Annotated in this window: 13 protein-coding genes; 3 read left to right on the top strand and 10 right to left on the bottom strand. The window is 68.8% G+C overall.

What is annotated here, in order from left to right:
* Positions 1-56: 56 nt before the first annotated feature.
* The gene (locus tag IFT89_RS10990; RefSeq protein ID WP_159879891.1) at positions 57-1,370 is read right to left on the bottom strand and encodes an ABC transporter substrate-binding protein; all 1,314 of its coding nucleotides are present in this window, start codon (positions 1,368-1,370) and stop codon (positions 57-59) included.
* A gap of 298 nt (positions 1,371-1,668) precedes the next feature.
* Between IFT89_RS10990 and IFT89_RS10985 the strand changes: the two genes are divergently transcribed.
* A complete protein-coding gene (locus IFT89_RS10985) occupies positions 1,669-2,718 on the top strand; it encodes a LacI family DNA-binding transcriptional regulator (RefSeq protein WP_192005842.1) in 1,050 nt (349 codons plus the stop codon).
* Positions 2,719-2,831: 113 nt separating this feature from the next.
* Here the strand turns inward: IFT89_RS10985 and IFT89_RS10980 are convergent, their stop codons facing one another.
* From IFT89_RS10980 to rplJ, 5 genes are all read right to left on the bottom strand, one after another.
* Positions 2,832-4,130, bottom strand: a complete 1,299-nt coding sequence (locus tag IFT89_RS10980; RefSeq protein ID WP_202938950.1) for an MFS transporter — start codon at positions 4,128-4,130, stop codon at positions 2,832-2,834.
* Positions 4,127-4,588: a MarR family winged helix-turn-helix transcriptional regulator gene (locus tag IFT89_RS10975; protein ID WP_064294532.1), complete on the bottom strand. Its 462-nt coding sequence runs from the start codon at positions 4,586-4,588 to the stop codon at positions 4,127-4,129. Before IFT89_RS10975 ends, IFT89_RS10980 begins: the two co-directional genes overlap by 4 nt.
* Positions 4,589-4,728: 140 nt before the next feature.
* Positions 4,729-4,872, bottom strand: a complete 144-nt coding sequence (locus tag IFT89_RS10970; RefSeq protein ID WP_153303516.1) for a hypothetical protein — start codon at positions 4,870-4,872, stop codon at positions 4,729-4,731.
* A gap of 329 nt (positions 4,873-5,201) precedes the next feature.
* Complete coding sequence (gene rplL, locus IFT89_RS10965; RefSeq protein ID WP_056014124.1) at positions 5,202-5,585, bottom strand: 50S ribosomal protein L7/L12; 384 nt, start codon at positions 5,583-5,585, stop codon at positions 5,202-5,204.
* A 78-nt stretch (positions 5,586-5,663) separates the two neighbouring features.
* Entirely contained in the window at positions 5,664-6,182 is a 519-nt protein-coding gene (rplJ, locus tag IFT89_RS10960; RefSeq protein ID WP_137243886.1) for a 50S ribosomal protein L10, read from the bottom strand.
* Between the two features lie 317 nt (positions 6,183-6,499).
* Here rplJ and IFT89_RS10955 point away from each other — a divergent pair, with 317 nt between their 5' ends.
* Positions 6,500-7,657, top strand: a complete 1,158-nt coding sequence (locus IFT89_RS10955; RefSeq protein WP_194645148.1) for an AAA family ATPase — start codon at positions 6,500-6,502, stop codon at positions 7,655-7,657.
* A gap of 24 nt (positions 7,658-7,681) precedes the next feature.
* Here IFT89_RS10955 and IFT89_RS10950 read toward each other — a convergent pair whose 3' ends face one another.
* The 4 genes from IFT89_RS10950 to IFT89_RS10935 all read right to left on the bottom strand — a co-directional run bounded on the left by IFT89_RS10950 (position 7,682) and on the right by IFT89_RS10935 (position 11,192).
* Positions 7,682-8,092, bottom strand: a complete 411-nt coding sequence (locus IFT89_RS10950) for a DUF5684 domain-containing protein (protein ID WP_202938949.1) — start codon at positions 8,090-8,092, stop codon at positions 7,682-7,684.
* Positions 8,093-8,193: 101 nt separating this feature from the next.
* Positions 8,194-8,814, bottom strand: a complete 621-nt coding sequence (locus IFT89_RS10945; RefSeq protein WP_202938948.1) for a phosphoribosylanthranilate isomerase — start codon at positions 8,812-8,814, stop codon at positions 8,194-8,196.
* A gap of 27 nt (positions 8,815-8,841) precedes the next feature.
* Entirely contained in the window at positions 8,842-10,437 is a 1,596-nt protein-coding gene (locus IFT89_RS10940; protein ID WP_202938947.1) for a sensor histidine kinase, read from the bottom strand.
* Positions 10,434-11,192: a response regulator transcription factor gene (locus tag IFT89_RS10935; protein ID WP_079003251.1), complete on the bottom strand. Its 759-nt coding sequence runs from the start codon at positions 11,190-11,192 to the stop codon at positions 10,434-10,436. The genes IFT89_RS10940 and IFT89_RS10935 overlap by 4 nt, the downstream gene beginning before the upstream one ends.
* Positions 11,193-11,427: 235 nt before the next feature.
* Here IFT89_RS10935 and IFT89_RS10930 point away from each other — a divergent pair.
* On the top strand, positions 11,428-12,769 hold a 1,342-nt coding region (locus IFT89_RS10930), incomplete at its 3' end, for an ABC transporter permease (protein ID WP_202938946.1).

The raw sequence follows: 12,769 nt of genomic DNA, 5'->3' as shown, positions 1-12,769 counted from the left end.
CGGAGGGTGATCACCCTCCGGCGCTTCCGCTCATGAGCAGCAGTTCCGGATATCGATTACTCGCTGGAGGGCCAGCCGGCTTCGATGTCCTTGAGGACCTGGTCGGTCTCGTCGCCGTTGATCCAGTTCACGAGGCCCTTCCAGAAGGTTCCGGCGCCGACGGCACCGGGCATCAGGTCGGAGGCGTCGAAGCGGAACGTGGTCTTCTCGTCCTGCAGGATCTCGATCGCCTGGCTGAGGATCGGGGTCGAGGCGTTCGCCGGGTCGAGGCCGTTGTTGGCCGAGATGACGCCGCCGAGCTTGACCCGCTTGTTCGCCCACTCAGGGCTCGAGAGGTACTCCTGGACCTTGACGGTGCTCTCGTCGTCGCTGAACGCGCCGACGATCTCGCCACCACCGGTGACAGCGGTCTCGCCCTCCTTGATGCCGGGGGTCACGAAGGCCCACACGTCACCGTCGGGGGCGACGGTCGCGCCGGCGTCCTCGAGGAAGCCGGAGAAGAAGGATGCCTGGTGGTGCAGTGCGCAGGCGCCGGAGGCGAGCGCCGGAGCGACGTCACCGAACTCGGTCGAGTTGATCGAGGACACGTCGCCGAAGCTCGCGTTCACGTACTCCGGGTTCTTGAGGATCTCGCCGACCGAGTCGAACGCTTCCTTGATCTTCGGGTCGGTGAACTTGACCTTGTTGGCCACCCAGTCGTCGTAGACGTCCGGGCCCTGCTGGCGCAGGACGAGGTCTTCGATCCAGTCGGTGCCGGGCCAGCCCGAGGCGTCGCCGGAGCCGAAGCCGGCGCACCAGGGTGCGGAACCCGTCTTCTCCTGGATCGTCTTGGTCAGCGTGAGCAGCTCGTCCCAGGTCTTCGGGACCTCGACGCCCCATTCCTTGAACTTGGCCGGCTGGTACCAGACGAGGCCCTTGACGCTCGCCATGAGCGGCGCGCCGTAGACGGTGTCGTTGACGGTGCCGTAGGCGGCCCAGTCCTTCGACCAGTACTTCTCGATGTTCGCCTTGACGCTGTCGGGCGCGGGCTTCAGGTAGTCGCGCTTGGCGAGGTCGGCCAGGAGGCCGGGCTGCGGGAAGATCGCGAGGTCGGGCGGGTTACCGCCCTGGGCGCGGATACCGATCTGCGACTCGAACTCCTTGGAGGACTCGTACTTGATCGTGATGCCGCTGTCCTTCTCGAAGTCGGCCCAGCTCTCCTCGAGCAGCTTCGCCTCGGTGTCGGCGATCGTCCCGTAGATGGTGACGGTCTTGTCGTCGTCGCCACCGCCGCTGCTGCCCGATCCGCCTGAACAAGCGGTGAGCGCGACGCCCGCGACGGCCAGGACGGCCAGCGGCAGGGCCGTCCGGCGGGTCCGAATGAAACTCATCTGTGTCCTCCTCATTGAGTGCTGCAGGTTCGAACGTCTCCAGGGTCGAGCCGTTCCGATGATGCACTGGTGCGGAATCGGCCCGGATGCGGAACCGTTTCCATGCGTCAAAGTACTTCACCCGGCGACAGGATGCAAGCACGAGAACATAACGAAATAGACAGTGAGAGCGCTCCCACCGAAATCACGCGGTCGGCCGGACCGTTCGTGTTCCAGATGTTATGGATCAGTTCCAGTCTGCAGTTCCAGGTCTGTTCCAGATTCGCTATGGTGGTGCTACCCAACGGAGGGAGTCGGCATGAGTGGTGCCATCAGTGATGTCGCGGCCCTCGCCGGCGTTTCAAAAGCGACGGCCTCGCGAGCGCTCACCGGGCGCGGATACGTGTCGGCCGAGACCCGGGAACGGGTCGTGCAGGCCGCGGCCACGATCGGGTATGTCGCCTCGCCCATCGCCGCGAGCCTGTCCACCGGACGCACGCTGGCCATCGGCGTCCTCACCTCATTTCTCAACCGCTGGTACTTCGGCGAGGTCCTGGAAGGCGCCGAGGGAGCCCTCCGTGCGCGGGGATACGACCTGACACTCCACCATCTGCCGCCCGACTCCCCGGAACGCGATCGGATCTTCGACGCCTACCTCACGAACAAGCGCTTCGACGGCATGATCTCGATCGGGATCGAGGCCTCGCAGGACGAGATCGCGCGCCTGCTCGCCAACCCCCGTCCACTCGTGTCGATCGGCGGCAACATCCGCGGGGCCCACTCCATCAACATCGACGACCAGGCGCTCGGCCGCGAGGCGACGGAGCACCTCATGACGCTCGGGCACACGCGCATCGCCCACATCACCGGTCACGACGCCGAACTGCAGACCGACACCGTGCACGGCAGGCGCCTGGCCGGCTACCTCGCGGCGATGGAGGATGCAGGGCTCACCTCGGCCGTGCACGTCCTGCCCGCGGTCCACTCGTTGCCGGGCGGGTACGAGGCCGCTGCGCAGTTGCTGCGGGACGCGAGGATCCGCCCGACGGCGGTGTTCGCCTCGACGGACGAGGTGGCGATCGGCATCATCATCGCCGCACGACGCCTCGGGATCACCGTTCCGGCGGAGCTGTCGGTCATCGGGATCGACGGGCACTCCTACGCGGAGATGTTCGCGCTCACCACCTTCGAGCAGGAGCCACGCGCGCAGGGGCGGCATGCCGTCGAGATCCTCCTCCAAGACCTGGAGGACGAGCAACGCGCGCAGGCCCCGGACTCCGGGGAGCCGGGCAGTACCGTCTCCGAGGTGCGCTGGCCGACCCGTCTGGTGATCCGACAGACCACGACGCGCCCCGAGTCCGCCGAGTAGACACCCCGGCTGCACTCCCAGCGCGGCGCGCTGACGCGAGCGCGCCCCACTGACGTGAGCGCAGGCCCCCGGAGGGGAGCGCTCGCGTCAGTGGGGCGCGGTGACGGGTCGGATCAGCTCGCGTCGGCTGCGGTGATCGCGATGGCCTCGTCGAGCTCGCTCTCCACCGGGCCGTCGACGCGGGCGAGGTGTTTGCGACCGAGGACGACGATGAGGACCGCGACGATGAGCGAGCCTGCGGCCACGTAGTAGGGCGCGGCGGGCGAGAGGAGCTTCGCGATCTCCGCGGCGGCCGGCGGCGCGATGGCCCCACCGAGGAACCGTACGGACGAGTAGGCCGAGGATGCGACGTTGCTCGGCAGGTCCGTCGCCTCCATGACCGACTCGGTCAGCACCGTGTTCATGACGCCGAGCAGGAGTCCGCCGACGACGATGCAGACGATGAGGCCGGTGGTGGACTGCACGAGGAGTCCGGCCGCGACGAGGTCCAGCGCCAGCAACGGCAGGACCAGCTTGATCACGGAGGTGCGACGCATCCGAGCCGTGAGCAGCGGTGCGACGAACACGCTCGTGATCGCCAGCGCGACACCCCACCCGAAGAAGGTGAACCCGAGACCCATCGCATCGAGGCCGAGCGGGAACGGCGAGTAGGCGAGCAGGGTGAAGAAGCCGATGTTGTAGAACAGGGCGGCTGCCGCGAGGATGCCGAGCGACGGGATCGCCAGCGCCTTGAACGGCGCGGACAGCTTGAGCGGCGCGGGCTTCGGCCCCTCGGTCTTCAGGAGGGTGACGATCGCGATGAACCCGACGGCCATGAGCGTCGCCGTGCCGAAGAACGGCCACTTCCAGCCGATGCCGCCGAGGAGACCACCCAGGAGCGGACCGATCGCGATGCCGAGCCCGAGTGCCGCCTCGTACAGGATGATCGCGTTGGCGCGGCCGCCCGCTGCGGCTCCGACGATGGTGGCGAGTGCCGTCGAGATGAAGAGCGCGTTGCCGAGGCCCCAGCCGGCCCGGAAGCCGATGACGGCTCCGACGGAGTCGGACAGGCCCGCGAGGAGCGCGAACAGGACGACGAGCGCGAGTCCGATGAGGAGCGTGCGCTTGGCACCGATCCGGCTCGACAGCCAGCTCGTGAACAGCATGGCCACGCCGGTGACGAGTAGGTAGCTCGTGAAGAGCATCTCGGCCTGCGTCGGCGTCGCCTGGAGGTCTTCGGCGATCGCGGGGAGGATCGGGTCGACGAGGCCGATGCCCATGAAGGCGATGACACTCGCGAAGGCGACCGCCCAGACGGCCTTCGGCTGATGCAGAATGCCGCCGAGGCCGGCACTGTGGCTGGCGCCGTGGCCGTGGCTCCACGCTGCGGACGTGGGCACGGAGGACGTGCGTGCGCTGGTGTCGGCGCTCATGCCGTCAGCTCCGAGGCGACCTCGACGGCAACGCGGGCCTGGATGATCTCGACGGTCCTGGCGATCGCGGCGAGGTCGTCGTCCTCGAGGTCGGTGAAGGCCGGCTCTAGGGCGTCGGTGAGCTCGTCGCGCCAGGCGAGGAGAGCGGCCGTCCCCTTGGGGGCGATGGCGATGAGCCACGCGCGGTGGTCGTCGACGTCGGCGATCCGCTTGATCCAGTCGCGCTCGTCGAGGCTCTGTACGAGCTTCGTCATCGTGGGTTGGGACACCCGGCTCTGGCGGGCCAGTTCGCCGACCCGGACGGGGCCGACCGTGGTGAGCACGGAGAGTGTGCGCCAGACGGCGGGCGATTCGGAGGATCCGGTGGCCTGGGCGGCAAGGCGGGTGAGCCGGTGCGATGCCGTGATGAGGTCGCCGAGGATGGTGTGCAGGGGTGAATGCGTACGGTTCTCGGTCATGATCCATCCAGTATACATAGCCAAGCTATGCACTTGCACATTCAGTCCGGTGATCACCATTCAGGAGGCTCCCGGCGCGTCGGCACCGGGAGCCTCCCGCAGGGCGGGACTCGCCCAGGCGGACCTGCATTGTGAACCGGTCAGCGCATCCAGGTGGTGAAGGACTGGCTGACCCGCGGATCGGGCGGGTGGGCGTCGCTCGCCCGTTCCGACTCGGTGAAAGCGGATGCGAGCTGGGCTCGGATCCAGGTGATGGTTGCACGCCAGCGTGCGTGGGTGTTCATGGTGGTGGGTTCTCCCGATTCGGGCACCGCACCGACAGCCCACGCTCACACGGAGCGGGGCGACGACGCGGATACCTGCGTGAACCGTCGACGAACGTCGTCGACGGGTGCAGAGCATCCGCGTCCGTGTGGAGCGACGCGACGAATCGCAGGCCCTCCGATTAACTGACGGAGGGCACCGCTCCCGAACGAATCGGGGGCGATGCCCTCCGATCACGGATGTCTCTGCCGAGTGCGTGCAGCACTCGTGTCAGGAAGATCCGCGATCGTCAGCGGCGACCGACCGGAGTCGGTCGCCAGCCCAGTGGTTGTCCCCCGCAGGGGACCGACTACTTGAGCGTGACGGTGGCGCCGGCAGCCTCGAGGGCTTCCTTCGCCTTGTCAGCGGCTTCCTTGTTGGCGCCTTCGAGGACGGCAGCCGGAGCGCCGTCGACGAGAGCCTTGGCCTCGCCGAGGCCGAGCGAGGTGAGCTCGCGGACCGTCTTGATGACCTGGATCTTCTTGTCGCCAGCAGCCTCGAGGATGACGTCGAAGTCGGTCTTCTCTTCGACCTCTTCAACAGCAGCGCCAGCAGCAGCCGGGCCGGCGACGGCGACGGGAGCAGCAGCGGTGACCTCGAAGGTCTCCTCGAACAGCTTGACGAACTCGCTGAGCTCGATGAGCGTGAGCTCCTTGAACGCGTTGATCAGTTCTTCGTTTGACAGCTTTGCCATGATTGTTCTCCTTGTTTCATGCCCTGCAACCGCATCACGCGGCGGACAGGTACGGGGTTGATTGTTCGCGGAACCGAATTACTCGGCCGCGGACTCCTGCTTCTCGCGCAGCGCCTCGACCGTGCGAACGGCCTTCGAGAGCGGTGCGTTGAAGAGATAGGCAGCTCCGAACAGCGAGGCCTTGACGGCGCCGGCAAGCTTTGCCAGCAGCACTTCACGGGACTCGAGGTCGGCGAGCTTGCGCACCTCGTCAGCGGTCAGCGGGTTACCGTCGAAGTAACCGCCCTTGACCACGAGGAGAGGGTTTGCCTTGGCGAAGTCACGAAGAGCCTTCGCGACGGCGACTGGGTCACCGTGCACGAATGCGATCGCGGACGGACCGGCGAGCTCGTCGTCGAACGACGAGATGCCGGCGTTGTTCGCCGCGATCTTGGTCAGCGTGTTCTTCACCACGGCGTAGGTTGCGTCCGCACTGATGCTCTTGCGCAGGTTCTTGAGCTGAGCAACAGTGAGGCCGCGGTACTCGGTCAGCAGAACGGCGGTCGAGCTCTGGAACTTCTCCGTGAGTTCGGCAACCGAGGCTTCCTTGTTCGCCATGGCCACTCCTTTTCGAATCTTGAATGCATGCAGCGGAGGCCGCACACACCAACCGCCGGGCCGGTGAAGGGTTCGGGCATGAAAAAAGCTCCGGCGCAAGCGCACGGAGCTGGGGAAAGGCAAGCCTCGATCAGATCTTCATACACCTGCGCTGGACGTCTCGTCATGAGAACCTTCGACTGTCTCGTTTGCACGCGACAGTGACCGGCGGTCTTTGGTTTCGACAACCATAACACACCCCCGGCCCCGTCCCGACAGGCGTGCACCGGGCATCCACCACCCGTCCGGATGTCCGAGGCGCCCGGCACCATGGAGCCATGATCCAGACGCTCGCCATCTCCGGCTACCGGTCCATCCGAGACACCGTGCTGCCGCTGCACGGCCTCGACGTCGTGACCGGCGCGAACGGCACCGGCAAGTCCAACCTCTACCGGGCACTCCGACTCCTCGCGAGTGCGGGCGACGGCGATGTCGTCGGATCCCTCGCCCGCGACGGCGGGCTCTCCTCGACGCTCTGGGCCGGCCCCGAGCACGTGAGTCGGGCCATGGTCGACGGCTCCGTCCCGGTCCAGGGCACGCGCCGCTCGGGTCCGATCAGCCTGCGACTCGGATTCGCGACGGACACGCTGGGGTATCTCGTCGACCTCGGGATCCCGCAACCGTCCACGACGCTGTTCGGCCGCGACCCCGAGATCAAGCGGGAGCAGATCTTCGCCGGCGCACTGGCCAAACCGAGCAGCCTGCTCGTCGACCGACATGGTCCGGCGGTCCGGGTCCGCGACGGGTCGTGGCGTCCGATCGGTCGAACGCTCGGCACCTCGGAGAGCATCCTCACCGAGTTCTCGGACGCCGACGCGACGCCCGAGGTCCTCCGCGTGCGCGGCCAGGTGCGCGGCTGGCGGTTCTACGACCAGTTCCGGACCGACCGCGAGGCCCCGGCGCGTGCGCCGCAGGTCGGGACGAGGACGCCTGTGCTCGGGCACGACGGCGCGGACCTCGCCGCCGCGGTGCAGACGATCATCGAGTCCGGCGGCCGGAATCGCCTCGACGCCGCCGTCGACGATGCGTTCCCCGGCAGCGTGCTGCGCGTGCGCGCCGACGACGGGGTGTTCCGGCTGGAGCTCGAACAGCCGGGGATGCTCCGTCCACTCTCGGCCGGCGAGCTGTCCGACGGCACGCTCCGTTACCTCCTGCTCGTCGCGGCGCTCCTCACGCCACGCCCGCCCGAGCTCATGGTGCTGAACGAGCCCGAGACGAGCCTCCACGGGGACCTCCTCCCCCAGCTCGCTCGGCTCATCACCGCGGCGAGCGCCGACACACAGCTCGTGGTCGTCTCCCACGCCCGTCCGCTCATCGAGGCCATGCTCGAGGCCGGCGAGGTGCATGAGCACCGGCTGGTGAAGCGACTCGGCGAGACGACCATCGAGGATCAGGGTCTGCTGTCGACGCCGCCGTGGGCCTGGCCGTCGCGGTGAGCGTCCGGCTCCGGTGACCGCCGTCTAGGCGCGGTCGGCCTGCTTGCCCAGGTAGCGGTCCGAGCCGTAGCTGAGGATGAAGAACCCGATCAGCTGGAACAGGACGAGTCCGAAGATCCGGAACACCGTGCTCTTGTCGAACTGCTTGCCGATGTGCCAACCGACGATCCATCCGAACACGATGTTCACGAGCGGGATGAAGTAGAGGATGGTCGCCGCGCCGGAGAAGCCGGCGAGCTTGACGACGACGTACCAGTTGTAGATCGGGATGATCGCGGTCCAGCCGGAGCGGCCCGACTTCTCGAACATGCCCCAGACGGATGCGACGAACAGGGCGTAGCCGATGATGCCGCCGAAGACGTTGGCGGGGGCGTTCATGAACTCGATGGCGGCACGACCGTTGTCGTCAGCGGCGAGCAGGATGGTGTCGATCACGGTGGTGGCGCTCCTTGTCGTCATCGCGGTCGACCGACCGCCTCATCCGACGAATGTAGCGTGCGGGTCACACCCCGGACCAGCGGGTGTCCCGCGGACGCTCAGACGGCCCGGGCGGTGCGGGCGGCGTGCACGAACGAACGGATGAGCTCCGGCGACTTCACCCCGCGCGAGGACTCGACCCCGCTGGACACGTCGACCCCCCAGGGCCGGAGTTCCGCGATGAGGCCCTGGACGTTCTCCGGCGTGAGACCGCCGGCGAGGATCCACGTGCGGGTGGGTGGGTTCGCCACCAGAGCGATCGTGTCGAAGGTCTTCCCGGCTCCCGGGTCCGGTGCATCGAGGAGCAACAGCTCCTCGGCGTAGGCGGCGCGCTCGGCGGCGTTCTCGGAGGCGTAGTGCACCGCCGAGGTCGCCCGGAGCGTCCGCCATCCCATCGCCTGCAGCTCCTGGAACGCCTCGGGTGGTTCGTCACCGTGGAGCTGGACAGCCTGCACCCCGGCAGCACCGGCGATCCGCGAGACCTCCTCGACCGACTGGCGCCGGAAGACACCGACCGTCAGCACCGACTCGGGGACGTCGGCGCGCAGCGAGGCGACGCGTTCGGGCTCGATGGTCCGGGGCGACCCCGGCGCGAAGACGAATCCGATCGCGTCGACTCCGGCGTCCACCGCCGCAGCGACGTCGGACGCCTCGGACAGACCGCACACCTTGACCCACATGGGGACCACGCTACCCGGCCGCACGGATCACTCCGCCGTCGGGACGAGGACGTCCGGGGTGGCGACGGCCGGTAGCTCGACGCGGAACACCGTCCGTCCTGGTGTGCTCTCGCACCTGACCGTGCCGTGGTGCGCGGCCACGACGGCGTGCACGATCGCGAGCCCGAGGCCGGTGCTCCCGGTGGCCCGTGAGCGGGAGTCGTCGCCACGGACGAAGCGCTCGAAGAGGTTGGGCTGCAGCGCGGGGTCGATGCCGGGGCCGTCGTCCGAAACGGTCAGCACGGCGATCTCGCCCGCAGGACCGCTCTCGACCGCCAGCCCCGTCCGCACGGTCGTCCCGGCGGGCGTGTGGGTCCGCGCGTTGGCGAGTAGGTTGACGATCACCTGTTGCAGTCGGGACGCATCACCCGTGACGAGGACGGGCTCCTCGGGGAAGTCCAGTTCGAACACGTGGTCCGGCCCGGCGACATGGGCGTCGCCGACGGTGTGGATGACGAGTTCGGTGAGGTCGACGGGGCGCTTCGCGAGTTCGCGTCCCTCGTCCAACCGCGCCAGCAGCAGCAGGTCCTCGACGATCGTGGTCATGCGACCGGCCTCGGAGCGGATCCGGCCGAGGGAGTGCGTGACGTCCTCCGGCAGCGCGTCCGACTTCCGGGCGGCGAGTTCCGAGTATCCGGCGATGGACGCCAGCGGGGTCCGGAGCTCGTGGCTCGCGTCCGAGACGAACCGGCGCACCTTGTTCTCGCTCGCCTGCCGGGCGTTCAGCGCGGACGAGACGTGCCCGAGCATGCGGTTGATCGCCGATCCGACGCGCCCGACCTCGGTGCGCGGGTCGGTGTCCGACTCCGGTACCCGGACGGCGAGCGCCACCTCACCGCGGTCGAGGGGCAGCTCGGCGACGACCGCGGCCGTCGCGACGACCCGGTCGAGCGGGCGGAGCGAGTACCGCACGATCGCGAACGCGGCCAGCCCGGCGAGCAGCAGGACCACGACGCTCATGATCGCGATGAGGGTGACGAGCTGCATGACCGTCGACGCGACCTCGGCGAGCGGGAGCCCGATGATCCTCGTCGCGCCGCTCGCGTCGGTGACGGCGACGACGCGGTAGTCGCCGAGGTGCTCACCGAGGTTGATGGTCGACGGTCGGTCGCCGGCCGACACCGTGAGGATCATGGCGTCCTGGCTCTCGGTGCACGGGACCGTGCTGCCGTCGGCGTTGAGGTATCCGGCGTTGACGATGGTGCCGTCGACGACGATCGCCCCGAGCGCGCCGGGCCCGAGGCCTGGAGCGCCGATGAAGGCAGGTGGCTCGCGCGTCCCCGAACCGCCACCGTAGCCGTCCGGGATCGCGGCGTCGGGGATGGAGTCCGGCGCGGGGAGTTGACCGTTCCGGCCGTAGTCGACGATCCGCTCGGCGGCCTTCGTGAGCTGGTTGTCGACGCCCTCGGTGAGGAGGCCGCTCACCGCCACCGCGCTCGCGACACCGACGATGGCGCTGCCGAGGGCGAGGAGCCCGACGACGACGACCATGAGGCGTCGACGGAGCGTCCACGGAGCGCGCTTGGGGCGGGTGGAGCCGGTGGTCGTCGCTGCCGGGTCGGTGACGGGGGCGCTCGTGGTCACGAACCGACCGTCGGGATCTTCAACATGTACCCGGCACCGCGCACGGTGTGGATCATGGGCTCGCGCCCGGCGTCGATCTTCTTCCGCAGGTAGGAGATGTAGATCTCGACGACGCTCGCACGACCACCGAAGTCGTAGCTCCACACCCGGTCGAGGATCTGGGCCTTGCTCAGCACCCGGCGCGGGTTCCGCATGAGGAACCGCAGCAGCTCGAACTCGGTCGCGGTGAGTTCGATGGGCTCGCCGTCGCGTGTCACCTCGTGGCTGTCCTCGTTGAGCACGAGGTCGCCGACCACGATGTCCGGGCCGGACTCGTCGGCGGCCAGGAGGGTCGAGCGGCGGATGAGCCCGCGCAGCCGGGCGACGACCTCCTCGAGGCTGAACGGCTTCGTCACGTAGTCGTCGCCGCCGGCGGTGAGGCCGGCGATGCGGTCGTCGAGCGAGTCCTTGGCGGTGAGGAACAGCACGGGGACGTCGCTCCCCGAGGTCCGCAGGCGGTTCAGCACCTGCAGGCCGTCCAGGTCGGGCAGCATGATGTCGAGCACGATGGCGTCCGGGCGGAAGTCGCGGGCGATCGTGAGGGCCTCGCGGCCGTCGGCGGCGGTCCGGATCTCCCAGCCCTCGTAACGCAGGGCCATCTGCAGGAGGTCCGTGAGCGTGGCCTCGTCGTCGACGACGAGCACGCGGACGGCGGTGCCGTCGGCCCGTTTGAGTGCGCTTCGCGCGGCACCGGGCGCCTGGGTCGGGATGTTCACGGGTTCAGTATTCGCCGCCGCCCTATGAGCTGTCTATGAACCGACCAGACGGATGCTGTGCCCTTCCCGAGTCGGCGAAGCGCCCGCAGCGGCCTGGGCCGATTCATAGCGTCGCCGAGGCGCGGGCCAAGCGGGCCTCCGTAGCGTCCGGTCCAAGTCATCCGCGACGTGCGGATCGTCGGCGTCGCGCAACGGGGACGCCGGCACGTGCACCAGAACAGAAGGAAACGCAGACATGTTCGGAACCTATCTCCGGCGGGAACTCGTCGGTCGTCGCAAACAGACCATCATCATCGCCATCGGGATGGCGCTCGCCATCGCCCTCGTGATCATCGTCAACTCGGTCGCAGCCGGCGTGAAGACGGCGCAGGCGTCGGTGCTGGAATCCGTCTACGGGGTCGGAACGGACATCACGGTGAGTCAGGCCGCCGAGGCGCCGAAGGAGGGCGGCGGCCCCGGCCAGAACTTCGACTTCGGCTCGGGCGACGGGTCGACCAGTGACGGCACGACGACCGTCAACCAGTCGCGGCTCGAGGCGGCGCGCGGCACGTCGACCTTCGACGCGACGGCGCTCGGCACGATCACCGACGTCGCCAACGTCGAGGCCGCGGCAGCCACCCTGTCGCTCACGAACACGACCTTCACCGGTGAGCTGCCCGACTTCTCCCAGGCGCAGGGGTCCGACGGGGCGGCAGGCGTGCCCGGCGGTGACACGACCGGCGCGACCCCGCCGCAGGGCGGTCCGGACGGCGCAGGCGGGAGCTCCTTCGGTGTCGACTCCTTCACGGTCCTCGGTCTCGACCCCTCGGGCGACGCCGTCGGTCCGCTCTCGGCCGTCACCCTCAGCGACGGTCGCTCGCTCGCAGCCGACGACGCGGGCACGGACGTCGCCGTCCTCGACGCCTCCTACGCGACCGAGGCGGGGATCGCCACCGGCGACACGATCGACATCGCGGGCACCACGTTCAGCGTGGTCGGCACGGTGACCGCTTCCGGAGCCGACGCCACGACCGCGTCGAACGTCTACATCCCCCTCGACGTCGCGCAGACGCTCGCCGGACTCGACGGCCAGATCAGCGACGTGTACGTGCAGGCCGCCTCGTCGACCGACATCACACAGGTGCAGACGGACATCGAGTCGGCACTGCCCGACGCGACCGTGAGCACCCAGGAGGACCTCGCGTCCACCGTGTCCGGCTCGCTCGCCTCGGCGTCGACGCTCGTGTCCAACCTCGGCACCTGGCTGTCGCTCATCGTGCTCGCCGCCGCGTTCCTCATCGCGATCCTGTTCACGATCTCCGGTGTCACGCGCCGCACCCGCGAGTTCGGCACGCTCAAGGCGATCGGGTGGAGCAACCGGCGCATCGTCGGCCAGGTCGCGGGCGAGTCCGTCGTACAGTCGCTCATCGGCGGTGCCGTCGGTGTCGCGGTGGGCCTCGTCGGCATCCTCGTCGTGAACCTCGTCGCTCCGACGCTCAGCGCGGCGGCGACGACCTCGGCCGGTGGCGGACTCGGCGGCCCCGGTGGTGCCGCGGGCATGCCGTCGGACGCGGCGGCGGGAGCGGCCGGTGCGTTCG

The sequence above is a fragment of the Plantibacter sp. CFBP 13570 genome (assembly GCF_014841395.1).
GTDB classification, from domain to species: Bacteria; Actinomycetota; Actinomycetes; order Actinomycetales; family Microbacteriaceae; genus Plantibacter; species Plantibacter auratus.
Note: the sequence above shows the minus strand (reverse complement) of the source record. Positions and strands in the feature narration are given on the sequence as shown.